We start from the raw sequence: 24,549 nt of genomic DNA, 5'->3' as shown, positions 1-24,549 counted from the left end.
GGAGGGAACGTCGATGTTTAAGAGGCTTCGGGAAGATATTGAAGTCGTTTTTGAACAGGATCCAGCGGCAAGAAGTTATTTCGAAGTCATTTTGACTTACTCTGGATTACATGCAGTTTGGGCCCATCGAATTGCACATGCTTTTTATAAAAAAAATTTCTTCTTTATTGCACGTTGGATCTCACAAGTTAGTCGTTTCTTTACTGGCATTGAGATTCATCCAGGAGCAACAATTGGTCGTCGTTTTTTCATAGACCATGGAATGGGGGTTGTAATTGGAGAAACGTGCGAAATTGGTGATAATGTAACGATCTATCAAGGGGTTACATTAGGTGGTACGGGTAAAGAAAAGGGAAAGAGGCACCCTACAATTCAGGATAATGTATTAATTGCAACAGGTGCTAAAGTACTAGGTTCTATTACAGTTGGAGAGAATTCTAAAATTGGAGCAGGTTCTGTCGTATTAAAAGAAGTCCCTGCACATTCTACAGTTGTAGGTATACCTGGCCGAGTCGTTATTCAAAATGGAGTAAAAATCGGTCAAGAATTAAATCATTCTGACCTTCCAGACCCAATTTTTGATAAGTTAAAGGTCATGGAAGTAGAACTTGATAAATTGAAAAAACAACTTGAAGTAAAGGTAGAAAGGAAGGATAAAAATGACTATTCACATTTATAATACGTTAACACGTCAAAAGGAAGAGTTTACTCCATTAGAAGAAAATAAGGTAAAGATGTATGTGTGTGGACCTACAGTTTATAACTATATTCACATTGGGAATGCAAGACCACCTATGGTATTTGATACGGTACGCCGTTATTTAGAATATAAAGGGTATGATGTGCAGTATGTATCCAACTTTACTGACGTAGATGATAAATTAATTAAAGCAGCAAATGAATTAGGTGAAGATGTGCCGACAATTGCTGACCGTTTCGTTGAAGCGTACTTTGAGGATGTAACGGCACTAGGTTGCAAACACGCAACAGTTCATCCGCGTGTAACGGAAAATATGGATATCATTATTGAATTTATTCAAGAACTTGTGAATAAAGGATATGCATATGAATCAGAAGGTGATGTGTACTTTAGAACGAAGGAATTCGAAGGATACGGTAAATTATCGCATCAACCAATCGCAGACTTACGTCACGGTGCGCGTATTGAAGTAGGAGAAAAGAAACAAGACCCTCTTGATTTTGCTTTATGGAAAGATGCTAAAGAAGGAGAAATCTTCTGGGAAAGCCCTTGGGGGAAAGGTCGTCCAGGCTGGCATATTGAATGCTCGGCAATGGCACGTAAATACTTAGGAGATACAATCGATATTCATGCTGGTGGTCAAGACTTAGCATTTCCTCATCATGAGAATGAAATTGCGCAGTCTGAGGCGTTAACTGGAAAAACATTTGCACGTTACTGGATGCACAATGGATATATTAATATTAATAATGAGAAGATGTCTAAGTCATTGGGGAACTTTATTTTAGTTCACGATATCATTAAGCAATATAATCCGCAGTTAATTAGATTCTTTATGCTATCGGTACATTACCGTCATCCAATTAATTTCAGTGAAGAGTTATTACAAAGCACAAATAACGGACTGGAAAGAATTAAGACGGCTTACGGTAACTTAAAACACCGTATGGAAAGTAGTACTGATTTAACAGACCATAATGAGAAATGGTTAGCGGAACTGGAAAAATTCCAGACTGCATTTGAAGAAGCGATGAATGATGACTTCAACACTGCTAATGCAATCACTGAGTTATATAATGTGGCAAATCATGCGAATCAATATTTACTGGAAGAACATACGTCTACAGTGGTAATTGAAGCATACGTAAAACAACTTGAAACATTATTTGATATTTTAGGGTTAGAATTAGCGCAAGAAGAGTTGCTTGATGAAGAAATTGAGGCACTTATTCAAAAACGCATTGAAGCTCGTAAAAATCGTGATTTTGCATTATCAGATCAAATTCGCGATGACTTAAAAGACCGTAATATTATTTTAGAAGATACCGCTCAAGGTACAAGATGGAAAAGAGGATAAGAATGATTGATGCAAAGCAATTAAACAGCTTAGCGTTAGCATACATGGGTGATGCGGTATATGAACAATATATCCGCTATCACCTACTTCAAAAAGGGAAAGTTCGCCCTAATCAATTACATCGATTAGGGACGAGCTTTGTTTCAGCAAAAGCACAGGCGAAAGTTGTTTATCATTTATTAGAGACGGCGTTTTTGACAGAGGAAGAAGAGGCGGTATTAAGAAGAGGACGTAATGCAAATTCAGGTACAGTTCCCAAAAATACGGATGTACAAACATATCGACATAGTACAGCCTTTGAAGCGCTAATTGGTTATCATCATTTATTAAATAACCGTGAAAGATTAGACGAAATTGTATATAAGGCAATTGCAGTTTTAGAAGAAAAGGAAGGGGGCACATCATCATGAGTAGTGAATATATTATCGGACGTAACCCTGTAATTGAAGCGTTACGATCAGGGAGAGATATAAATAAAATTTGGATCGCAGAAGGTGCTGCCAAAGGACAAGTACAGATTGTACTAGCGTTAGCGAAAGAAAATAAGGTTATTTTACAACACGCACCAAAGAAAAAGTTAGATCAATTAGTTGAGGGTAATCATCAAGGTGTAATTGCTCAAGTAGCTGCATATCAGTATGCGGAGTTAGAAGATTTATTCAAAGTAGCAGAAAAACGTAATGAAGATCCATTCTTCTTAATTTTAGATGAGATTGAAGATCCGCATAACCTAGGTTCTATTATGCGTACTGCTGATGCGACAGGAGCTCATGGAATTATTATTCCAAAGAGAAGGGCTGTGGGGCTTACAGCATCAGTTGCGAAAGCATCAACAGGAGCGATTGAATACATTCCTGTTGCGCGCGTAACGAACTTATCCCGTACAATTGATGAATTAAAAGAACGTGGACTTTGGATTGCTGGTACAGATGCCAAAGGGAAAACGGATTACCGTAATTTAGATGGTAAAATGCCAATTGGGTTAGTAATTGGCAGTGAAGGAAAAGGTATGAGTCGTATTATTGGTGAAAAGTGTGATTTCCTAATCACTCTACCGATGGTTGGTAAAGTTACATCCTTAAATGCTTCCGTAGCCGCAAGTTTGTTAATGTATGAGGTATATCGTAAACGTCACGAAATTGGTAAATAAAAGATGAACGATATTTTAATCGTTGACGGGTACAACATTATCGGAGCTTGGGGAGATTTGAAGAAACTGCGGGATGTAGATTTACAATCATCAAGAGATGCACTTATTGATAAGATGGCGGATTATCAAGGTTATACAGGTACAAAAGTGATGATAGTCTTTGATGCCTATACAGTACATGGTATTGAAAAAAAGATGAAACAATCTCGTGTGGAAGTAATATTCACACGAAAGAATCAAACTGCAGACGAAAAGATAGAGCAACTTGCGATAGAGCTTAGAAATATAAATACACGAATATATGTTGCGACTTCTGATTACACGGAACAATGGGTTATATTTGCGCAAGGTGCCCTTCGGAAATCTGCGCGTGAATTAGAGTTGGAAGTACAGGCAATGGAGCAACAAGTAAGAAGGCGTACAAAAGACACGAAAGAACAGCAACCCGCCATGCGAAAGATATTTAGTAAAGATATTACAGAAAAATTAGAAAAATTAAGAAGAGGAGAGCGTTGAAGCATTGACGCTCTTTGTCTTTTTACTGTATAATATTGCTAAATAAATAGCGGTCGGAGGGATCAAGGTGGAAGCAGGCTTCGTAAGTGTAGGCGACGTTACATTTCGTGATTTAGAGGATGAGGCAATCGTTGAGTTAGTTCGAAAAGGTAATACTGACGCTCTAGAATATTTAATTCACAAATATAAGAACTTTGTTCGCGCGAAATCAAGATCTTACTTTTTAGTGGGTGCCGATCGAGAAGATATTGTTCAAGAAGGTATGATAGGGTTGTTTAAAGCAATTCGTGATTATAAAGAGGACAAGCTGTCTTCATTCAAAGCATTTGCTGAACTGTGTATCACTCGACAAATTATTACCGCTATTAAAACGGCAACAAGGCAAAAACATATTCCCTTAAATTCGTATGTGTCTTTAGATAAGCCGATTTACGATGAGGAATCTGATCGAACATTATTGGATGTTATTTCTGAAGCGAAGGTAACTGATCCTGAAGAGATGATTATTAGCCAAGAAGAATATACAGACATAGAATCAAAAATATCAGAATTATTAAGCGATTTAGAAAGAAAAGTACTTTCTTTATATCTAGATGGGCGTTCTTATCAAGAGATTTCAGAACAGTTAAACAGACATGTGAAATCTATTGATAACGCTTTACAGCGGGTGAAGAGGAAATTGGAACGATATATGGAAATGCGAGAAAGTACAACTTTAAATTCATAACAAATAACAAGTACAACAGGTGTAAAATAAATCACCTGTTTTCTTTTGTAGACAGTACAAAATGCATGTCATTGACATTGTCTTTTATTGTATGATACATTTTTAGGGACATAATGTTACAAGGTTGGTGTAACTAATGAGGAAAAAAGTTGTACTCTCATGTGAAGAGTGTAAAAATCGAAACTACTCTACTATGAAAGATACGAGCTCAATAGAGCGACTTGAAATAAAAAAGTTTTGTAAAACATGCAATCAGCATACAGTTCACAAGGAAACAAAATAAATAATTGAAATAATACACTGGAGGTCCCGCAGATGCGTTTAACGAACTTTTTCGGCGATGTAGGTCGCGAAATGAAAAAAGTAAGTTGGCCTAAAAAAGATGAATTACTCCGCTCAACAGCGACTGTTGTTGCTACAGTTGTGTTCTTTGCGATTTTCTTCGCAGTAGTTGATATGGGCATTTCTTCTTTAATTCGGTTAATTCTTGGTTAATTCTTGAATAAGAAGCACTTATCCATGATATAATGTTATTTATAAGAACTGTGTAAAAGCCCGGTGAACGGGTTTTTTCATTTGCGCAAAAAAATGTACGTCAGGGAGGGAAGGACGCTCGTCCTAAATGAATGGAAAAAAGTTGGTATGTTGTCCATACTTATTCTGGATATGAAAATAAAGTAAAAGCAAACCTAGAGAAGCGTGTAGAATCAATGGGTATGCAAGATAAAATTTTCCGTGTTGTTGTCCCGGAAGAAGTAGAAGTAGAAATGAAAAACGGAAAAGAAAAATTAATGAAAAGAAAAGTGTTCCCAGGTTATGTATTAGTAGAATTAATCATGACTGATGATTCTTGGTATGTTGTACGTAACACGCCGGGTGTAACTGGGTTCGTTGGTTCTTCTGGTTCTGGATCTAAACCATCACCTCTATTAGAAGAGGAGGTTGTTACCATTATGAAACATATGGGAATGGACAACGAAGTGGTTGATTTCGACTTTGAACTTCATGAGACAGTACGTGTAAATGAGGGGCCATTCGCAGATTATACAGGTGCTATTGAAGAAATTGATGTGGAGAAGAAAAAGGTTAGCGTACTTGTGGACATGTTTGGTCGCGAGACTCCAGTTGAACTTGACTTCCATCAAATTGAAAAATTATAAAATGAAACTTGAAATGAATTGTAAAAAGTGATAATATCTTTTAAGTCAGTACGTCTTCGTTATCGGAGACGTTTTTTGAAAGATTTTATCCTTACAGATAAAATATGACGTGGGAGGGCAAATCACTGTCCAATTGACCACATCACGGACTTAAGGAGGTGTGTCTCGTGGCTAAAAAGGTAATTAAAATGGTAAAGCTTCAAATTCCTGCAGGTAAAGCTAACCCAGCTCCACCAGTTGGTCCAGCATTAGGACAAGCAGGTGTTAACATCATGGGCTTCTGTAAAGAGTTTAACGCTCGTACAGCAGATCAAGCTGGTCTTATCATCCCTGTTGAAATTACGGTATTTGAGGACCGTTCATTCACTTTCATTACTAAAACTCCTCCTGCTGCTGTTCTTCTTAAGAAAGTAGCTGGTATTGAGTCTGGTTCTGGTGAACCAAACCGTAATAAAGTGGCAACTGTTAAGCGTGATAAAGTACGCGAAATCGCTGAAACTAAAATGCCTGACCTAAACGCTGCTAGCGTAGAAGCTGCAATGCGTATGGTTGAAGGTACTGCACGCAGTATGGGCATCGTTATCGAAGACTAATTCGATTTGTTTTTAAAAAAGGTTGCGGGTCTGGAATTCCAATTCGCAACCTTTATTATCGTAAATGATTATTGTTTTTAAATAAATGGATGGCGCTCATCCTCAGGTTATACCTGAAAACAGGCGTAAACGTGGGAGGTTATTCCGCTAAAACCACATTCGAGGAGGAAATAAAAATGGCTAAAAGAGGTAAAAAGTACGTAGAAGCTGCAAAGCTTGTTGATCGTGCATCTGCTTACTCTGCAACAGAAGCAGTAGAATTAGTAAAGAAAACAAACACAGCTAAATTTGATGCAACTGTAGAAGCTGCATTCCGTTTAGGTGTTGACCCTAAGAAAGCTGACCAACAAATCCGTGGTGCAGTTGTTCTTCCACACGGTACTGGTAAAGTACAACGTGTATTAGTGTTCGCTAAAGGTGAAAAAGCTAAAGAAGCTGAAGCTGCTGGTGCTGACTTCGTAGGCGATACTGATTACATCGGTAAAATCCAACAAGGTTGGTTCGATTTCGATGTAGTAGTAGCAACTCCTGACATGATGGGTGAAGTTGGTAAACTTGGTCGCGTATTAGGACCTAAAGGTTTAATGCCAAACCCTAAAACTGGAACAGTTACTTTCGATGTAACTAAAGCTGTTAACGAAATCAAAGCTGGTAAAGTTGAATACCGCGTTGATAAAGCTGGTAACATCCACGTTCCAATCGGTAAAGTATCTTTCGAAGATGCTAAATTAGTAGAAAACTTCAAAACAATCGCTGACACTTTATTAAAAGTTAAGCCATCTGCTGCAAAAGGTACTTACATGAAGAACGTAACAGTTGCTTCTACAATGGGACCTGGCGTACGTGTAGACGTTTCTACATTAGCGTAAAAATTGGAAGTTGACTTCATAAAGAAGATTTAATATAATTATTTATGTTGTGAATTTAAATAGTGTACCGTAGACAGTAGGTGTCAATAGACTTAATTTCCTACCTAGGTGTTAATATACGAAACGGAATTTTTTTCTGTGACTATATGCCTCCATGTCTACAAGTTGGGCATGGAGGTTTTTAGTGCACTTTCGGTACATCTTCTATATAATCTACAGGAGGTGTAATAACATGAGCAAAGTAATCGAAACTAAACAACAAGTTGTAACTGAAATCGCGGACAAACTTCGTGCTAGTAAATCTACAATCGTTGTTGACTACCGTGGTTTAACAGTTTCTGAAGCAACAGAATTACGTAAGCAATTACGTGAAGCTGGCGTTGAGTTCAAAGTTTACAAAAACTCTCTAACTCGTCGTGCTGCAGAATCTGCTGAAATGGCTGAGTTAAACGAATTCTTAACAGGACCAAACGCAATCGCGTTCAGTAACGAGGATGTAGTTGCTCCTGCGAAAGTATTAAACGACTTCGCTACAAAACATGAAGCTTTAGAAATTAAAGCGGGCGTAATCGAAGGTAAACTTGTAACACTTGATGAGGTTAAAGCAATCGCTACTCTTCCATCACGTGAAGGCTTACTTTCTATGCTTCTTAGCGTTCTTCAAGCTCCAATCCGTAACCTTGCACTTGCTACTAAAGCAGTTGCAGAACAAAAGGAAGAGCAAGGCGCTTAATTTTTTAAAAGATAATTACTTGTTATCTATAAAACAATACAAACCTATTTAAGGGAGGATATTTACAATGACTAAAGAACAAATCATTGAAGCAGTTAAATCTATGACTGTATTAGAACTTAACGACTTAGTAAAAGCTATCGAGGAAGAATTCGGCGTAACTGCTGCTGCTCCTGTAGCTGTAGCTGGTGGCGCTGGTGAAGCTGCTGCTGAAAAAACTGAGTTTGACGTAGTACTTGCAAGTGCTGGCGCTCAAAAAATCAAAGTTATCAAAGCTGTACGTGAAATCACTGGTCTTGGCTTAAAAGAAGCTAAAGAATTAGTTGACAACACTCCAAAAGCAATCAAAGAAGGCGTTTCTAAAGAGGAAGCTGAAGAAATGAAAGCTAAACTTGAAGAAGTTGGCGCTGCTGTAGAAGTTAAGTAATTAACTTTTGATGCTTTAAAAAAAGCTCGCTCTCATGCGAGCTTTTTTTTTAACTGTAAAGAAAAGAGGTGGCCATATGGCAGACCATTATTTTTCTAACGACCCTTCTAGTAAAAGTGATCGTAAACGATGGGAATTTCCACTTCGTGGATCTCAATTTACTTTTTTATCTGACCATGGGGTGTTTTCGAAAAACGAGGTGGACTTTGGTTCCCGTCTTTTAATTGAAGCGTTTCAAATGCCGGATATTAAAGGTAATATATTAGACGTAGGTTGTGGATACGGTCCTATTGGTTTGTCGTTAGCGAAAGAGTTTCAAGGTTGTGAAGTTCACATGGTGGATGTGAATGAAAGGGCGCTTGGGCTTGCGAAAGAAAATGCCGCTAATAACAGAATCGAGAATATACGTATTTTTCAAAGTAGCGTCTATGAAAATGTAGATGGCAAGTATGCTGCTATTCTATCTAACCCTCCAATTCGTGCGGGTAAAGATATCGTACATGAGATTTTAGAAAAAGCTGTGGAGTATTTAGTTCCAGGTGGAGAGCTTTGGATTGTTATTCAAAAGAAGCAAGGTGCACCATCTGCGCTGAAAAAACTAGAAGAAGTATTTTCTGAAGTTGAGGTTGTAGAAAAGAAAAAAGGATATTATATCATAAAATCAAAAAAACGTTGACGGTTATTTTTGGCTATGTTAACATTATACAATGCCAATATATGATTTTCTGCGTTGAGAAAGATGTATATTTTTGTTTCTCTTGGAAAAGATAGTAAAATCAGCAGATTATGAAACAGAATGATGGTTTTCTTATAGAAGCCATTTTTCTTTTTTGAGCAGGTAGAAAGACTCAACGTATTTATCTTTAAGAGAAAAAGACTACGCTAATAGCAGTAGTTGTATTTATTTGTGATTTTGCACAAATTTTTTTGTGCATTTATAATACTCATGATTTGAGGGGTGAAGCAGTTGACAGGTCAACTAGTTCAATACGGACGCCACCGCCAACGAAGAAGTTATGCCCGTATTAGTGAAGTATTAGAGTTACCAAATCTTATCGAAATTCAAACCTCTTCTTATCAGTGGTTTCTTGATGAGGGTTTGCGAGAAATGTTCCAAGACATTTCTCCGATTGAAGACTTTACGGGAAATCTATCGCTTGAATTTATCGACTACAGCTTAGGTGAACCTAAATACTCTGTAGACGAATGCAAAGAGCGTGATGTGACGTATGCAGCACCACTTCGTGTAAAAGTGCGTCTAATCAACAAGGAAACTGGTGAAGTAAAAGAACAAGATGTGTTCATGGGAGATTTCCCACTCATGACAGAGACTGGAACATTCGTAATTAACGGTGCAGAACGTGTTATCGTTTCCCAGTTAGTTCGCTCTCCAAGCGTATACTATAGTGGCAAAGTGGATAAAAACGGAAAACGTGGTTTTACTGCTACTGTAATTCCAAACCGCGGAGCTTGGTTAGAGTATGAGACAGATGCTAAGGATGTTGTATATGTGCGTATTGACCGTACGCGTAAACTTCCTGTAACTGTTTTGTTACGCGCATTAGGGTTTGGCTCTGATCAAGAAATCACCGAGCTTTTAGGTGATAACGAATACTTAAGCAACACATTAGAAAAAGACAACACAGATAGCACAGAAAAAGCATTGCTTGAAATTTATGAGCGTCTACGTCCTGGTGAACCACCAACAGTAGAAAATGCTAAGAGCTTACTTGTGTCTCGTTTCTTCGATCCAAAGCGCTACGATTTAGCAAATGTAGGTCGCTATAAGATCAACAAGAAGTTACACATTAAAAACAGATTGTTTAATCAACGTTTAGCTGAAACATTAGTGGATCCAGAAACTGGTGAAATTTTAGCGGCAGAAGGAACAATCTTAGATCGTCGTACACTTGATCGCATTTTACCTTACTTAGAGAAAAACATTGGATTCAAAACAGCGAAACCAATGGGTGGAGTGGTAGAAGGCGATGTTGAGCTGCAATCTATTAAGATTTATGCTCCTGAGTCGGAAGGCGAACGTGTAATTAATGTAATTGGTAATGCAAATATTACTCGTGATGTGAAACACATCACACCAGGTGATATCCTTGCTTCTATCAGTTACTTCTTCAACCTACTATACAAAGTAGGGGATACAGATGATATTGACCATTTAGGAAACCGTCGTCTGCGTTCTGTTGGAGAACTATTACAAAATCAATTCCGTATCGGTCTTTCTCGTATGGAACGTGTTGTTCGTGAGAGAATGTCGATCCAAGATACAAATGCAATTACACCACAGGCGCTAATTAATATTCGTCCTGTTATTGCATCTATTAAAGAGTTCTTCGGAAGTTCTCAGTTATCTCAGTTCATGGACCAAACAAATCCATTAGCAGAGTTAACTCACAAACGAAGACTATCTGCATTAGGACCTGGTGGTTTAACGCGTGAGCGCGCAGGCTTTGAAGTACGTGACGTTCATTACTCCCACTACGGTCGTATGTGTCCGATTGAAACACCAGAGGGACCAAACATCGGTTTGATTAACTCATTATCTTCGTTCGCGAAAGTAAATGAGTTTGGTTTCATTGAAACACCATATCGTCGTGTTGACCCAGAAACTGGTCTTGTAACAGGGCATGTTGATTATTTAACAGCAGATGAAGAAGATAACTATGTTGTAGCCCAAGCGAATATGAAATTATCTGATGAAGGTGAATTCCTAAGTGAAGATATCGTAGCTCGTTTCCGTGGTGAAAACATTGTCACAAATAGAGAACGCATCGACTACATGGATGTATCTCCAAAACAAGTAGTGTCTGCAGCGACAGCTTGTATTCCGTTCTTAGAAAACGATGACTCTAACCGCGCACTTATGGGAGCGAACATGCAACGTCAGGCGGTTCCGTTAATGAATCCGGAATCTCCGATTGTAGGTACAGGTATGGAGTACGTATCAGCAAAAGACTCAGGTGCTGCAGTAATCTGTAAACATCCTGGTGTTGTTGAGCGCGTAGAAGCACGTGAAGTTTGGGTACGTCGCTATGTAGAAGTTGACGGTCAAACAGTAAAAGGCGACTTAGATCGCTACAAAATGCAAAAATTCATTCGTTCTAACCAAGGAACTTGTTACAACCAACGTCCAATCGTAAGTGTTGGAAATGAAGTTGTAAAAGGTGAAATCCTTGCGGATGGTCCTTCTATGGAATTAGGTGAACTAGCACTTGGACGTAACGTGCTTGTTGGCTTCATGACTTGGGACGGTTATAACTACGAGGATGCGATCATCATGAGTGAGCGCCTTGTAAAAGATGATGTGTACACTTCTATTCATATTGAAGAATATGAATCAGAAGCTCGTGATACGAAGCTTGGACCAGAAGAAATTACACGTGACATTCCAAACGTTGGGGAAGACGCATTACGTAACCTTGACGAGCGCGGTATCATTCGCGTTGGTGCTGAAGTAAAAGATGGAGATTTACTTGTTGGTAAAGTAACACCTAAAGGTGTAACAGAATTAACAGCTGAAGAACGTCTATTACATGCTATCTTTGGAGAAAAAGCGCGTGAAGTACGTGATACATCACTACGTGTACCACACGGTGGCGGCGGTATTATCTTAGACGTAAAAGTATTCAACCGTGAAGATGGCGATGAATTGCCACCAGGCGTGAATCAACTTGTACGTGCATATATCGTTCAAAAACGTAAAATTTCTGAAGGTGACAAGATGGCCGGACGTCACGGTAACAAAGGTGTTATTTCTCGTATTTTACCAGAAGAAGATATGCCTTACTTACCAGACGGTACGCCAATCGATATCATGTTAAACCCATTAGGGGTACCATCTCGTATGAATATCGGTCAGGTATTAGAGCTTCATCTTGGTATGGCAGCAAGATACCTGGGCATTCACATTGCAACACCAGTATTCGATGGTGCTCGTGAGGAAGATGTTTGGGGCACGATTGAAGAAGCTGGTATGGCAAATGACGCGAAAACAATCCTGTATGACGGACGTACTGGTGAACCATTCGATAACCGCGTATCTGTTGGTGTCATGTATATGATCAAACTTGCGCACATGGTTGACGATAAACTTCATGCTCGTTCTACTGGACCATACTCACTTGTAACGCAGCAACCTCTTGGAGGTAAAGCTCAGTTCGGTGGACAGCGTTTCGGTGAGATGGAGGTTTGGGCACTTGAAGCTTACGGTGCTGCTTATACTCTTCAAGAAATCTTAACAGTGAAGTCTGATGATGTTGTTGGACGTGTTAAGACTTATGAAGCAATTGTTAAAGGTGAAAATGTTCCAGAACCAGGCGTTCCTGAATCATTCAAAGTATTGATTAAAGAGCTGCAAAGTTTAGGTATGGACGTTAAAATGATGTCTAGCGACGATACAGAAATTGAAATGCGTGATACAGAAGATGACGATGATCATCAATCAGCAGATAAATTGAATGTCGAAGTTGAGACAACTAAGGAATAATTGGGATAACCTGTAGACTAAAAGGGAGGTAGGCCCCTTGATAGATGTAAATAACTTTGAATATATGAAGATTGGACTTGCTTCACCTGACAAGATTCGTTCTTGGTCATACGGTGAAGTTAAGAAACCAGAAACTATTAACTATCGTACGTTAAAGCCTGAAAAAGATGGCTTGTTCTGTGAGCGTATTTTCGGACCACAAAAGGACTGGGAATGTCATTGCGGAAAATACAAACGTGTACGTTATAAAGGTGTAGTTTGTGATCGATGTGGCGTTGAAGTAACGCGTGCAAAAGTACGTCGTGAACGTATGGGTCATATTGAATTAGCTGCTCCTGTATCTCATATTTGGTATTTCAAAGGTATCCCGAGCCGCATGGGACTTGTCTTAGACATGTCCCCTCGCGCGCTTGAAGAAGTAATTTATTTCGCTTCTTATGTTGTAACAGAAAGTGGAGATACACCACTTGATAAGAAGCAATTACTTTCTGAAAAAGAATACCGTGCATATCGTGATCGATATGGTAGCACATTCCAAGCTGCTATGGGTGCAGAAGCGATTAAAAAGCTACTACAAGACATTGATTTAGATAAAGAAGTAGACTTCTTAAAAGAAGAATTAAAAACAGCACAAGGACAACGCCGTACTCGTGCTATTAAACGTCTAGAAGTATTAGAAGCATTCCGTAACTCTGGAAATGAACCATCTTGGATGATCTTAGATGTTCTACCAGTTATCCCACCAGAACTACGCCCAATGGTACAGTTAGATGGTGGACGTTTTGCTACTTCTGACTTAAACGACTTATATCGTCGTGTAATTAACCGTAACAACCGTTTAAAACGTCTATTGGACCTAGGTGCTCCAAGCATCATCGTTCAAAACGAAAAACGTATGTTACAAGAAGCTGTAGATGCATTAATTGATAATGGTCGTCGTGGACGTCCAGTAACTGGACCAGGTAACCGTCCATTAAAATCACTATCTCACATGCTTAAAGGTAAACAAGGACGTTTCCGTCAAAACTTATTAGGTAAACGTGTTGACTACTCTGGCCGTTCTGTAATCGTTGTAGGACCGAACTTAAAGATGTACCAATGTGGATTACCGAAAGAAATGGCGCTTGAACTGTTCAAACCTTTTGTTATGAAAGAGTTAGTTGGAAAAGGGTTAGCACACAACATTAAGAGTGCGAAACGTAAAATTGAGCGTGTACACCCTGAAGTTTGGGACGTTTTAGAATCTGTGATTAAAGAACATCCAGTACTTCTAAACCGCGCACCAACACTTCACCGTCTTGGTATCCAGGCGTTTGAACCTACATTAGTAGAAGGTCGCGCAATTCGTCTTCACCCACTTGTATGTACTGCATACAACGCGGACTTTGACGGTGACCAAATGGCGGTTCACGTTCCGTTATCATCAGAGGCACAAGCAGAAGCTCGTATTCTTATGTTAGCGGCACAAAACATCTTGAATCCAAAAGACGGAAAACCAGTTGTTACTCCATCTCAGGATATGGTATTAGGTAACTACTACTTAACACTTGAGCGTGAAGGCGCAATCGGTGAAGGTATGGTCTTCAAAGATGCAAACGAAGCAATACTTGCATATCAAAATGGATATGTACATCTGCACACACGTGTTGCAGTTGCTGCAAGTTCAGTAAATAACGTAACGTTTACTGAAGAGCAAAAAGGTAAGCTTCTATTAACAACAGTTGGTAAATTAATATTTAACGAAATCTTACCAGAGTCGTTCCCTTATATTAATGAACCGACAAACTCAAACCTTGAAAAAGAAACACCAGCGGAATATTTCGTTGAAAAAGGTGCGAACATTAAAGAAATTATTGCTAGTCGCGAAGAAGTGGCGCCATTTAGCAAGAAGATCCTTGGTAACATCATTGCGGAAGTGTTCAAACGTTTCCAAATTACAGAAACGTCTCGCATGCTTGACCGTATGAAAAACTTAGGGTTCAAGTACTCTACAAAAGCTGGTATTACAGTTGGGGTATCTGACATTCTTGTATTAGGCGAAAAAGATGAAATTCTCCACGAAGCACAAGCAAAAGTAGATAATGTAATTAAACAATTCCGTCGCGGTTTAATCACGGAAGAAGAACGTTACGATCGCGTTATCTCTATCTGGAGTAATGCAAAAGATGTTATCCAAGGAAAACTGATGAAATCCTTGAATAAACGCAATCCAATCTTCATGATGAGTGACTCAGGTGCCCGTGGTAACGCATCTAACTTTACTCAGCTTGCTGGTATGCGTGGTCTGATGGCCAATCCATCTGGTCGTATCATCGAACTTCCAATCAAATCGAGTTTCCGTGAAGGTTTAACAGTACTTGAGTACTTCATCTCTACGCATGGTGCGCGTAAAGGTCTTGCCGATACAGCACTTAAAACTGCCGATTCTGGTTACTTAACACGTCGTCTTGTAGACGTTGCACAAGATGTAATTGTCCGTGAAGATGATTGTGGAACAGATCGTGGTCTATTAATTGGTGCGATTAAAGAGGGTAATGAAGTAATTGAGTCATTATATGATCGTCTTGTTGGACGTTTTGCAAGAAAAACTGTAAAACATCCTGAAACAGGTGAAGTATTAGTTAGTGAAAACCAATTAATTACTGAAGATATCGCTCATATCGTTGAAAATTCGGGTGTTGAAACTGTAAATATTCGTTCAGCGTTTACGTGTAACACTCGCCATGGTGTATGTAAGAAGTGTTACGGTCGTAACTTAGCAACTGGTACAGACGTAGAAGTAGGAGAAGCGGTAGGTATTATCGCAGCTCAATCTATCGGTGAGCCAGGTACACAGTTAACGATGCGTACATTCCATACAGGTGGGGTTGCCGGAGATGATATCACTCAAGGTTTACCTCGTATCCAAGAGATCTTCGAAGCTCGTAATCCGAAAGGTCAGGCAGTTATCAGTGAAATCGACGGTGTTATCGCAGCGATCAACGATGTTAAAGATCGCCAAGAAGTAGTTGTACAGGGTGAAGTTGAAGCTCGTACGTATGCTATTCCTTACGGTGCTCGTCTGAAAGTAACGCTAGGACAGCCAATTAGCCACGGTAAAGAGTTAACAGAAGGTTCTATTGATCCGAAAGAATTACTAAAAGTAACGGACATTACAGCAGTTCAAGAATACTTATTACGTGAAGTTCAAAAAGTATACCGTATGCAAGGGGTAGAAATTGGTGACAAACACGTAGAGGTAATGGTACGTCAAATGCTACGTAAAGTTCGTGTAAGTGATGCAGGTGAAACAGACGTATTACCAGGAACATTACTAGATATCCATCAGTTTACTGATGCGAATGCGAAGGTGTTACTGAAAGGTAAACAACCAGCGACAGCTAGACCTGTTCTACTTGGTATTACAAAAGCTTCACTTGAAACTGATTCATTCTTATCTGCAGCATCATTCCAAGAAACAACTCGTGTCTTAACTGATGCAGCAATTAAAGGTAAACGTGATGAGCTTCTAGGATTGAAAGAGAACGTTATTATCGGTAAACTTGTTCCTGCTGGAACAGGTATGAATCGTTATCGCAAAGTGGATCTTGTAAAAACAACACAAGATAACATGAATGTAGAAAACGATGAGATTTATGTGGAACAGTAAAATTTTCCGTCGTAAATTTTGTATAAAAACATCTAATCCTAGTTGACATTGTATGAGTCAAAATGTTACTATAATCAAGGTTGCTCCTGAACGATGCTTTGGAGGATATTTATATGTCTTATCAAAAAGTGTCAAATGCTGAAAATGTAGTCGTTGGTCATAAACGCACATTGGAAGCAATTAAAAATGGTATAGTTAAAGAAGTTGTTATTGCAGAAGATGCTGATGTGCGGTTAACCCATGTTATCATTCGCACTGCTTTGCAACATAACATACCCATAACAAAAGTTGAATCAGTTCGTAAACTTGGAAAAGTTTCGGGGATTCAAGTGGGAGCTTCAGCAATAGGAATAATAAGTTAAAACTGTTTTTGTGAGGAGAGAGCATTTGCTCTTCCTTGCAAAAACTTTGTTTTCAACTAATAATGAACCACCTGGATATGTGGTCATACAAACATGCGAAGGGAGGATAATCAAATGCCTACTATTAACCAATTAGTGAGAAATGGTCGTACTGATAAAGTATGGAAATCTAAATCACCTGCGTTAAACAAAGGTTTTAACTCTTTAAAGAAAAAATCAACTGATATCTCTGCACCTCAAAAACGTGGTGTATGTACTCGTGTTGGTACAATGACTCCAAAGAAACCTAACTCAGCGTTACGTAAATACGCTCGTGTACGTTTAACAAACGGTATTGAAGTTACAGCTTACATCCCAGGTATCGGTCATAATTTACAAGAGCATAGCGTAGTATTAATTCGCGGTGGTCGAGTAAAGGATTTACCAGGGGTACGTTACCACATCGTTCGTGGAGCGCTTGATACAGCTGGTGTTGACAAACGTATGCAAGGACGTTCTAAATATGGTACTAAGCGACCAAAACCTGCTAAAAAATAATAAACTTATAATGAAAGGAGGAACTCAATATGCCTCGTAAAGGACCTGTTGCGAAACGTGACGTGTTACCAGATCCAATGTACAATTCTAAGCTAGTAACACGCCTTATCAACAAAATGATGGTTGACGGTAAAAAAGGTAAATCTCAAACAATTCTTTATAACGCTTTCGATATCGTTCGTGAACGTTCAGATAAAGAACCAATGGAAGTATTCGAGCAAGCTCTTAAGAACATCATGCCTGTTCTTGAAGTACGCGCTCGTCGTGTTGGTGGTGCTAACTACCAAGTTCCAGTTGAGGTTCGTCCAGAACGTCGTACAACTTTAGGTCTTCGCTGGTTAGTAAACTATGCTCGTCTTCGTGGTGAAAAAACTATGGAAGAGCGTCTAGCTTACGAAATCTTAGATGCAGCTAACAACGCTGGTGCATCTGTTAAGAAACGTGAAGACACTCATAAAATGGCAGAAGCTAACAAAGCATTTGCTCATTACCGTTGGTAGGATTCAACGTAAAATAAATGTAAGCATAAACCGCTTTATTTGTCGCTTATGGAAGTGTGGAGAGGGAGAATGCCTCTCCCTTTCGTTGGGCGCTCGTTTTACATAATGAGGGTACTGGACACTGGCATATGTAACAATATAAAGTGGCTTTTTTGCTACTTAAAATAAAAAATCCAATCCATATATGGAAGGAGCAAGACACCAAATGACAAGAGAGTTCTCTTTAGAAAACACTCGTAATATTGGTATCATGGCTCACATCGATGCTGGTAAAACAACAGCAACTGAGCGTATTCTGTATTACACAGGACGTATTCATAAAATCGGTGAAACTCATGAAGGTGCATCTCAGATGGACTGGATGGAGCAAGAGCAAGAGCGTGGTATCACAATTACTTCTGCTGCAACTACAGCTCAATGGAAAGGTCACCGTGTAAACATCATTGACACTCCAGGACACGTAGACTTCACAGTAGAAGTAGAACGTTCTTTACGCGTACTTGATGGTGCGGTAGCAGTACTTGATGCACAATCTGGTGTAGAACCACAAACAGAAACTGTTTGGCGTCAGGCTACTACTTACGGTGTACCTCGTATCGTATTCGTTAACAAAATGGATAAGATCGGTGCAGATTTCTTATACTCTGTAGGAACAATCCACGATCGTTTACAAGCAAACGCACATCCAATTCAGTTACCAATCGGTGCTGAAGATGAGTTCAATGGTATCATTGACCTTGTTGAAGAGTGTGCTTACATGTACGGTAACGATTTAGGAACAGACATCGAGCGTGTCGAAATTCCTGAAGAGCACAAAGAACTAGCTGAAGAATACCGCGGAAAGCTTATTGAAGCGGTAGCTGAGCTTGATGAAGAAATGATGATGAAGTACCTAGAAGGTGAAGAAATCACTGTAGAAGAGCTTAAAGCTGGTATCCGTAAGGCTACAACTTCTGTAGAATTCTTCCCAGTAATCTGTGGTTCTGCATTCAAAAACAAAGGTGTTCAAATTCTGTTAGACGCAGTTATCGACTACCTACCATCTCCATTAGATGTACCTGCTATTAAAGGTACTCTTCCGGATACAGATGAAGAAATCGAACGTAAGTCTAGCGATGAAGAACCATTCGCAGCTTTAGCATTCAAAATCATGACTGACCCTTATGTTGGTAAGTTAACGTTCTTCCGTGTGTACTCTGGTGTGTTAAACTCTGGATCATACGTGAAAAACTCAACTAAAGGTAAGCGTGAGCGTGTAGGACGTATCCTACAAATGCACGCTAACAGCCGTGAAGAGATTTCAACAGTTTACGCTGGTGATATCGCTGCTGCTGTAGGTTTAAAAGATACTACTACTGGTGATACTCTTTGTGACGAGAAGAGCCTTGTTATCCTTGAGTCTATGGAATTCCCAGAGCCAGTTATCTCTGTAGCTATCGAACCAAAATCTAAAGCTGACCAAGATAAAATGGGTACAGCATTATCTAAGCTTTCTGAAGAAGATCCAACATTCCGTGCTCACACTGACCAAGAAACTGGCCAAACTATCATCGCTGGTATGGGTGAACTTCATCTTGATATCATCGTTGACCGTATGCGCCGTGAATTCAAAGTCGAAGCAAACGTTGGTGCTCCTCAGGTAGCATACCGTGAAACTTTCCGCGCTGCTGCGAAAGTTGAAGGTAAGTTTGCTCGTCAATCTGGTGGACGTGGACAATTCGGTCACGTTTGGATTGAGTTTGCACCTAACGAAGAAGGTAAAGGATTTGAATTCGAAAACAAAATCGTCGGCGGTGTAGTTCCACGTGAATACATCCCAGCTGTTGGAGCGGGTCTTGAAGACTCACTTAAAAATGGTGTACTAGCTGGTTATCCACTAGTTGACATTAAAGCAGCATTAGTTGACGGTTCTTACCATGATGTCGATTCATCTGAGATGGCGTTCAAAATCGCTGCATCAATGGCACTTAAAGCTGCGGTTTCTAAATGTAACCCAGTAATTCTTGAGCCAATGATGAAAGTTGAAGTTGTAATTCCTGAAGAGTACATGGGAGACATCATGGGTGACGTAACATCTCGTCGTGGACGTGTAGAAGGTATGGAAGCTCGCGGTAACGCACAAGTTGTTCGCGCTATGGTTCCACTTTCTGAAATGTTCGGTTATGCGACAGCATTACGTTCTAACACTCAAGGACGCGGAACATTCTCAATGACATTTGATCATTATGAAGAAGTACCGAAGTCTGTTTCAGAAGAAATTATTAAAAAAAATAAAGGCGAATAATTGATTTTTATCAATTGTTCGAGTATAACTACTTATGTAAGCTTAGAAAGTGGGACGTAAGTTTCGCTTTCTAGTCTAAATATAAAATAACCTATATAAACTAAGGAGGAATTTAGAATGGCTAAAGCTAAATTCGAACGTTCTAAACCCCATGTTAACATCGGTACAATCGGCCACGTTGACCATGGTAAAACTACATTAACTGCTGCGATCACTACAGTTCTTGCAAAAGCTGGTGGTGCTGAAGCACGCGGATACGATCAAATCGACGCTGCTCCAGAAGAAAGAGAGCGCGGAATCACAATCTCAACTGCACACGTTGAGTACGAAACTGAAACTCGTCACTATGCACACGTTGACTGCCCAGGTCACGCTGACTATGTTAAAAACATGATCACTGGTGCTGCTCAAATGGACGGCGGTATCTTAGTAGTATCTGCTGCTGATGGCCCAATGCCTCAAACACGTGAGCACATCCTTCTTTCTCGTCAAGTAGGTGTTCCTTACATCGTTGTATTCTTAAACAAATGCGACATGGTAGACGACGAAGAATTATTAGAATTAGTAGAAATGGAAGTTCGTGACCTATTATCTGAATACGGATTCCCAGGCGACGACATTCCTGTAATCAAAGGTTCTGCTCTTAAAGCTCTTCAAGGAGAAGCTGATTGGGAAGCAAAAATCATTGAATTAATGACTGAAGTTGATGCTTACATCCCAACTCCAGAACGTGAAACTGACAAACCATTCTTAATGCCTATCGAGGATGTATTCTCTATCACAGGTCGTGGTACAGTTGCAACTGGTCGTGTAGAGCGCGGAATCGTTAAAGTTGGTGACGTAGTAGAAATCATCGGTCTTGCTGAAGAGAATGCTTCTACAACTGTAACTGGTGTAGAAATGTTCCGTAAACTTCTTGACCAAGCTCAAGCTGGAGACAACATCGGTGCTCTTCTTCGTGGGGTTGCTCGTGAAGACATCCAACGTGGACAAGTTCTTGCTAAAACTGGCTCTGTAAAAGCACACGCTAAATTCAAAGCTGAAGTTTTCGTATTATCTAAAGAAGAAGGTGGACGTCACACTCCATTCTTCGCTAACTACCGTCCTCAGTTCTACTTCCGTACAACTGACGTAACTGGTATCATCCAATTACCAGAAGGTACTGAAATGGTAATGCCTGGTGACAACATCGAAATGACTATCGAACTTATCGCTCCAATCGCTATCGAAGAGGGAACTAAATTCTCTATTCGTGAAGGTGGACGTACAGTAGGTTACGGTGTAGTTGCTACTATCGTTGAGTAATCTTAGCTGATATAAAAAAACCTAAGGGATTTTCCCTTAGGTTTTTTGTTTGCGTTTATCTAAAGAAGAAGAGTGTGTTTTTTTGTTTTGACGAGTTTCTTCTATAGTAATATAAAAACAACAAAAGATAATCCAGAAACTGTAAAACGAATTCTGTTAGATGAAAACTTGAAATTCTTTAAAGTGCCATGTATAATAGCAAAAGTAGAGAAAAGCAGATGCAAACAAAAAGATGCTTGCATCTAGACGAATAACATTGTATAATAGACAATGTTGGTCTTTGACTGCGATGAAGTGGAAGGTTGCTGACACACCCGGCCGCTTTGCCATGGCATGGTGTGGGGAAATTTCCATGGAGAAGGTCTATTTTAGAAATAGGCGAACGAAGGAGGGAAAATAATGGCAAAAGAAAAAATTCGTATCCGTTTAAAAGCTTATGATCACCGTATTCTTGATCAATCAGCTGAGAAAATTGTAGAAACAGCTAAGCGTTCTGGGGCAACAGTTTCTGGTCCGATCCCATTACCAACTGAGAAGACTATTTACACAATTCTTCGTGCTGTTCATAAGTACAAAGATTCTCGTGAGCAATTCGAAATGCGCACACACAAACGTTTAATCGATATCGTGAGTCCTACTCCACAAACAGTAGATTCATTAATGCGTTTAGACTTACCGTCTGGTGTAGATATCGAAATCAAACTATAAATTATATAACTTAAAAATGTAGGAGGTGTAACTCATGACCAAAGGAATCTTAGGAAGAAAGATCGGTATGACTCAAGTATTTGCTGAGAACGGTGAGTTAATCCCAGTAACAGTTATCGCTGCTAATCCAAACGTTGTTCTTCAAAAGAAAACAACTGAAACTGATGGCTACAATGCAATCCAGTTAGGATTTGAAGATAAACGTGAAAAGTTAACTAACAAACCTGAACAAGGCCACACTGCTAAAGCATCTACAACTCCTAAGCGCTTCATTCGCGAAATCCGCGATGCAGACGTGGACGGATTAGAGGTTGGTCAAGAGGTAAAAGTTGAAGTTTTCGCTGCAGGTGAAATCGTTGACGTAACAGGAATTTCTAAAGGTAAAGGTTTCCAAGGTGTTATCAAACGCCACGGACAATCTCGCGGACCTATGTCTCATGGTTCTCGCTATCACCGTCGTCCAGGTTCAATGGGCCCAGTTGCTCCGAACCGTGTATTCAAAGGCAAAAAACTTGCTGGACGTATGGGTGGAGACCAAGTTACTATCCAAAACTTAGAAATCGTTCAAGTTGACACTGAGCGCAACTTATTACTAGTAAAAGGTAACGTTCCAGGTGCTAAGAAATCTCTTGTAGTTGTTCAAGGCGCTGTGAAGGTTAGCAAATAATTCACAATAGGAAGGAGGAATTCCAATGCCAAAAGTTACTGTATATAACCAAACTGGTTCACAGGTTGGTGAAATCGAATTAGCTGAAGCTATTTTCGGTATCGAACCAAATGAAGCTGTACTTTTCGAAGCTGTAATGATGCAACGTGCATCTTTACGTCAAGGTACACACAAAGTAAAAACTCGTTCTGAAGTTCGCGGTGGTGGTCGTAAACCATGGCGTCAAAAAGGAACTGGACGTGCTCGTCAAGGGTCTATCCGCTCTCCTCAATGGCGTGGTGGTGGTACGGTATTCGGACCTACACCAAGAAGCTATGCGTACAAACTTCCTAAGAAGGTTCGTCGTTTAGCAATCAAATCTGCATTAGCTACTAAAGTAGTTGAGAACAACATTGTAGTTCTTGAAGACCTAGTGTTAAATGCACCAAAAACAAAAGACATGCTAGCAGTACTTAAAGGATTAACTGTTGAGAAGAAAGCTCTTATCGTAACTGCTGATGCAAACGAATCTGTAGAGTTATCTGCTCGCAATATCCCTGGAGTAACAGTAATCACTGCTGATGGCGTAAACGTTTTAGACGTGCTTCATCATGATAAGCTAATCATGACAAAAGCGGCAGTGGAAAAAGTAGAGGAGGTGCTTGCATAATGAGAGATCCTCGTGATATCATTAAGCGCCCAGTTATCACTGAACGTTCTATGGAAATGATGGCTGAAAAAAAATACACGTTCGATGTGGACGTTAAATCTAATAAAACAGAAGTTAAAGATGCTCTTGAAGCGATCTTTGGTGTTAAAGTAGAAAAAGTGAACATCATGAACTACAAGCCGAAAGCAAAACGCGTTGGTCGTCACGCTGGTTTTACTAGCCGTCGTCGTAAAGCAATCGTTAAGCTAACTGCTGACAGCAAAGAAATCGAAATCTTCCAAGGCGTTTAATTCTTACTAAAGAAGGAGGGAAATTGAGATGGGAATTAAAAAGTATAATCCAACTACTAACGGTCGTCGTAATATGACTACGAATGATTTCGCTGAAATCACGACTGATAGACCCGAAAAGTCATTACTTGCTCCTTTAAGCAAGAAGGCTGGTCGTAATAACCAAGGTAAAATCACTGTACGTCATCAAGGTGGCGGACATAAGCGTCAATACCGTATCATCGACTTTAAGCGTAACAAAGATGGAATTCCAGGACGCGTTGCTACGATCGAATACGATCCAAACCGCTCTGCGAATATCGCATTAATTAACTACGTTGACGGTGAAAAACGTTACATTCTTGCTCCTAAATCTTTAGAAGTAGGTATGGAAGTTATGTCTGGCCCAGAAGCTGACATCAAAATCGGTAACGCATTACCATTAATCAACATTCCAGTAGGTACTGTTGTTCATAACATCGAGCTTAAGCCTGGTCGTGGCGGACAATTAGTTCGTTCTGCTGGTACATCTGCTCAAGTACTTGGTAAAGAAGGTAAATACGTACTTGTACGTTTAACTTCTGGTGAAGTACGTCTTGTATTATCTGCTTGTCGCGCTTCAATCGGTCAAGTAGGTAACGAACAACACGAACTTATCAAAATCGGTAAAGCAGGTCGCTCTCGCTGGTTAGGTAAACGCCCAACAGTTCGTGGTTCTGTAATGAACCCGGTTGATCACCCACACGGTGGTGGTGAAGGACGTTCTCCAATCGGACGTAAGTCTCCAATGTCTCCATGGGGTAAACCAACTCTTGGATTCAAGACTCGTAAGAAAAACAAAGCGTCTGACAAATTCATCGTTCGTCGTCGTAAAAAATAATGGGAT

26 protein-coding genes and 1 other annotated feature are annotated in these 24,549 nt (G+C 39.7%); all 26 genes read left to right on the top strand.

Annotated features, from left to right (window positions below; all coding sequences use genetic code 11):
• The first annotated feature begins 13 nt into the window (after positions 1–13).
• The 26 genes from cysE to rplB all read left to right on the top strand — a co-directional run bounded on the left by cysE (position 14) and on the right by rplB (position 24,543).
• Positions 14–679 carry a serine O-acetyltransferase gene (gene cysE, locus ACTJJY_RS27125; RefSeq protein WP_000476500.1) on the top strand — a complete coding sequence of 222 codons (666 nt, stop codon included), beginning with the start codon at positions 14–16 and terminating at the stop codon, positions 677–679.
• Positions 660–2,057 (top strand): cysteine--tRNA ligase, encoded by a 1,398-nt coding sequence (gene cysS / locus ACTJJY_RS27120; protein WP_000152273.1) that lies wholly within the window; start codon positions 660–662, stop codon positions 2,055–2,057. The genes cysE and cysS overlap by 20 nt, the downstream gene beginning before the upstream one ends.
• A 2-nt stretch (positions 2,058–2,059) precedes the next feature.
• Complete coding sequence (locus ACTJJY_RS27115) at positions 2,060–2,467, top strand: Mini-ribonuclease 3 (protein WP_000564261.1); 408 nt, start codon at positions 2,060–2,062, stop codon at positions 2,465–2,467.
• Positions 2,464–3,207, top strand: a complete 744-nt coding sequence (gene rlmB, locus ACTJJY_RS27110; protein WP_000093762.1) for a 23S rRNA (guanosine(2251)-2'-O)-methyltransferase RlmB — start codon at positions 2,464–2,466, stop codon at positions 3,205–3,207. Before ACTJJY_RS27115 ends, rlmB begins: the two co-directional genes overlap by 4 nt.
• 3 nt (positions 3,208–3,210) lie before the next feature.
• The gene (locus ACTJJY_RS27105) at positions 3,211–3,723 is read left to right on the top strand and encodes an NYN domain-containing protein (protein ID WP_000997887.1); all 513 of its coding nucleotides are present in this window, start codon (positions 3,211–3,213) and stop codon (positions 3,721–3,723) included.
• Positions 3,724–3,790: 67 nt separating this feature from the next.
• Positions 3,791–4,450, top strand: coding sequence for an RNA polymerase sporulation sigma factor SigH (locus tag ACTJJY_RS27100; RefSeq protein WP_000387198.1), 660 nt, complete (start codon positions 3,791–3,793; stop codon positions 4,448–4,450).
• Between the two features lie 136 nt (positions 4,451–4,586).
• A complete protein-coding gene (gene rpmG / locus ACTJJY_RS27095; protein WP_014481927.1) occupies positions 4,587–4,733 on the top strand; it encodes a 50S ribosomal protein L33 in 147 nt (48 codons plus the stop codon).
• Between the two features lie 32 nt (positions 4,734–4,765).
• Positions 4,766–4,945 carry a preprotein translocase subunit SecE gene (gene secE, locus ACTJJY_RS27090; RefSeq protein ID WP_001241323.1) on the top strand — a complete coding sequence of 60 codons (180 nt, stop codon included), beginning with the start codon at positions 4,766–4,768 and terminating at the stop codon, positions 4,943–4,945.
• Between the two features lie 131 nt (positions 4,946–5,076).
• Positions 5,077–5,610: a transcription termination/antitermination protein NusG gene (gene nusG, locus ACTJJY_RS27085; protein ID WP_000415794.1), complete on the top strand. Its 534-nt coding sequence runs from the start codon at positions 5,077–5,079 to the stop codon at positions 5,608–5,610.
• A gap of 167 nt (positions 5,611–5,777) precedes the next feature.
• Positions 5,778–6,203 (top strand): 50S ribosomal protein L11, encoded by a 426-nt coding sequence (gene rplK / locus ACTJJY_RS27080; protein WP_001085872.1) that lies wholly within the window; start codon positions 5,778–5,780, stop codon positions 6,201–6,203.
• Positions 6,204–6,379: 176 nt separating this feature from the next.
• The gene (gene rplA, locus ACTJJY_RS27075) at positions 6,380–7,072 is read left to right on the top strand and encodes a 50S ribosomal protein L1 (protein ID WP_002094239.1); all 693 of its coding nucleotides are present in this window, start codon (positions 6,380–6,382) and stop codon (positions 7,070–7,072) included.
• Positions 7,073–7,121: 49 nt separating this feature from the next.
• Positions 7,122–7,265, top strand: a sequence feature (ribosomal protein L10 leader region).
• A gap of 39 nt (positions 7,266–7,304) precedes the next feature.
• Positions 7,305–7,805, top strand: coding sequence for a 50S ribosomal protein L10 (gene rplJ / locus ACTJJY_RS27070; RefSeq protein WP_000048718.1), 501 nt, complete (start codon positions 7,305–7,307; stop codon positions 7,803–7,805).
• 67 nt (positions 7,806–7,872) lie between these two features.
• Positions 7,873–8,232 carry a 50S ribosomal protein L7/L12 gene (gene rplL, locus ACTJJY_RS27065; RefSeq protein ID WP_000159737.1) on the top strand — a complete coding sequence of 120 codons (360 nt, stop codon included), beginning with the start codon at positions 7,873–7,875 and terminating at the stop codon, positions 8,230–8,232.
• 76 nt (positions 8,233–8,308) lie between these two features.
• Complete coding sequence (locus ACTJJY_RS27060; protein ID WP_440607035.1) at positions 8,309–8,908, top strand: class I SAM-dependent methyltransferase; 600 nt, start codon at positions 8,309–8,311, stop codon at positions 8,906–8,908.
• A 291-nt stretch (positions 8,909–9,199) separates the two neighbouring features.
• Complete coding sequence (rpoB, locus tag ACTJJY_RS27055) at positions 9,200–12,733, top strand: DNA-directed RNA polymerase subunit beta (protein ID WP_000147553.1); 3,534 nt, start codon at positions 9,200–9,202, stop codon at positions 12,731–12,733.
• Positions 12,734–12,770: 37 nt separating this feature from the next.
• Positions 12,771–16,382, top strand: a complete 3,612-nt coding sequence (gene rpoC / locus ACTJJY_RS27050; RefSeq protein WP_440607034.1) for a DNA-directed RNA polymerase subunit beta' — start codon at positions 12,771–12,773, stop codon at positions 16,380–16,382.
• 113 nt (positions 16,383–16,495) lie between these two features.
• Positions 16,496–16,744, top strand: coding sequence for a 50S ribosomal protein L7ae-like protein (locus tag ACTJJY_RS27045; RefSeq protein ID WP_000121833.1), 249 nt, complete (start codon positions 16,496–16,498; stop codon positions 16,742–16,744).
• A gap of 114 nt (positions 16,745–16,858) precedes the next feature.
• Positions 16,859–17,281, top strand: a complete 423-nt coding sequence (rpsL, locus tag ACTJJY_RS27040) for a 30S ribosomal protein S12 (RefSeq protein ID WP_001142341.1) — start codon at positions 16,859–16,861, stop codon at positions 17,279–17,281.
• 29 nt (positions 17,282–17,310) lie between these two features.
• Positions 17,311–17,781 (top strand): 30S ribosomal protein S7, encoded by a 471-nt coding sequence (gene rpsG / locus ACTJJY_RS27035; protein ID WP_001137492.1) that lies wholly within the window; start codon positions 17,311–17,313, stop codon positions 17,779–17,781.
• Positions 17,782–17,986: 205 nt separating this feature from the next.
• Positions 17,987–20,065 carry an elongation factor G gene (gene fusA, locus ACTJJY_RS27030; protein WP_000196383.1) on the top strand — a complete coding sequence of 693 codons (2,079 nt, stop codon included), beginning with the start codon at positions 17,987–17,989 and terminating at the stop codon, positions 20,063–20,065.
• Positions 20,066–20,182: 117 nt separating this feature from the next.
• Positions 20,183–21,370, top strand: a complete 1,188-nt coding sequence (tuf, locus tag ACTJJY_RS27025) for an elongation factor Tu (RefSeq protein ID WP_001029617.1) — start codon at positions 20,183–20,185, stop codon at positions 21,368–21,370.
• Positions 21,371–21,769: 399 nt separating this feature from the next.
• Positions 21,770–22,078, top strand: coding sequence for a 30S ribosomal protein S10 (rpsJ, locus tag ACTJJY_RS27020; protein ID WP_001040595.1), 309 nt, complete (start codon positions 21,770–21,772; stop codon positions 22,076–22,078).
• Positions 22,079–22,112: 34 nt separating this feature from the next.
• Entirely contained in the window at positions 22,113–22,745 is a 633-nt protein-coding gene (rplC, locus tag ACTJJY_RS27015; RefSeq protein WP_000160209.1) for a 50S ribosomal protein L3, read from the top strand.
• A gap of 25 nt (positions 22,746–22,770) precedes the next feature.
• Complete coding sequence (rplD, locus tag ACTJJY_RS27010) at positions 22,771–23,394, top strand: 50S ribosomal protein L4 (protein WP_001127258.1); 624 nt, start codon at positions 22,771–22,773, stop codon at positions 23,392–23,394.
• Complete coding sequence (rplW, locus tag ACTJJY_RS27005) at positions 23,394–23,684, top strand: 50S ribosomal protein L23 (RefSeq protein WP_001205558.1); 291 nt, start codon at positions 23,394–23,396, stop codon at positions 23,682–23,684. The genes rplD and rplW overlap by 1 nt, the downstream gene beginning before the upstream one ends.
• Before the next feature lie 28 nt (positions 23,685–23,712).
• Positions 23,713–24,543: a 50S ribosomal protein L2 gene (gene rplB / locus ACTJJY_RS27000; protein WP_000511583.1), complete on the top strand. Its 831-nt coding sequence runs from the start codon at positions 23,713–23,715 to the stop codon at positions 24,541–24,543.
• The last annotated feature ends 6 nt before the right edge of the window (positions 24,544–24,549 follow it).

This window comes from Bacillus sp. 22475 (genome assembly GCF_052044835.1).
Taxonomy (GTDB): Bacteria; Bacillota; Bacilli; order Bacillales; family Bacillaceae_G; genus Bacillus_A; species Bacillus_A cereus.
This window is presented reverse-complemented; position numbering and strand designations above follow the sequence as displayed.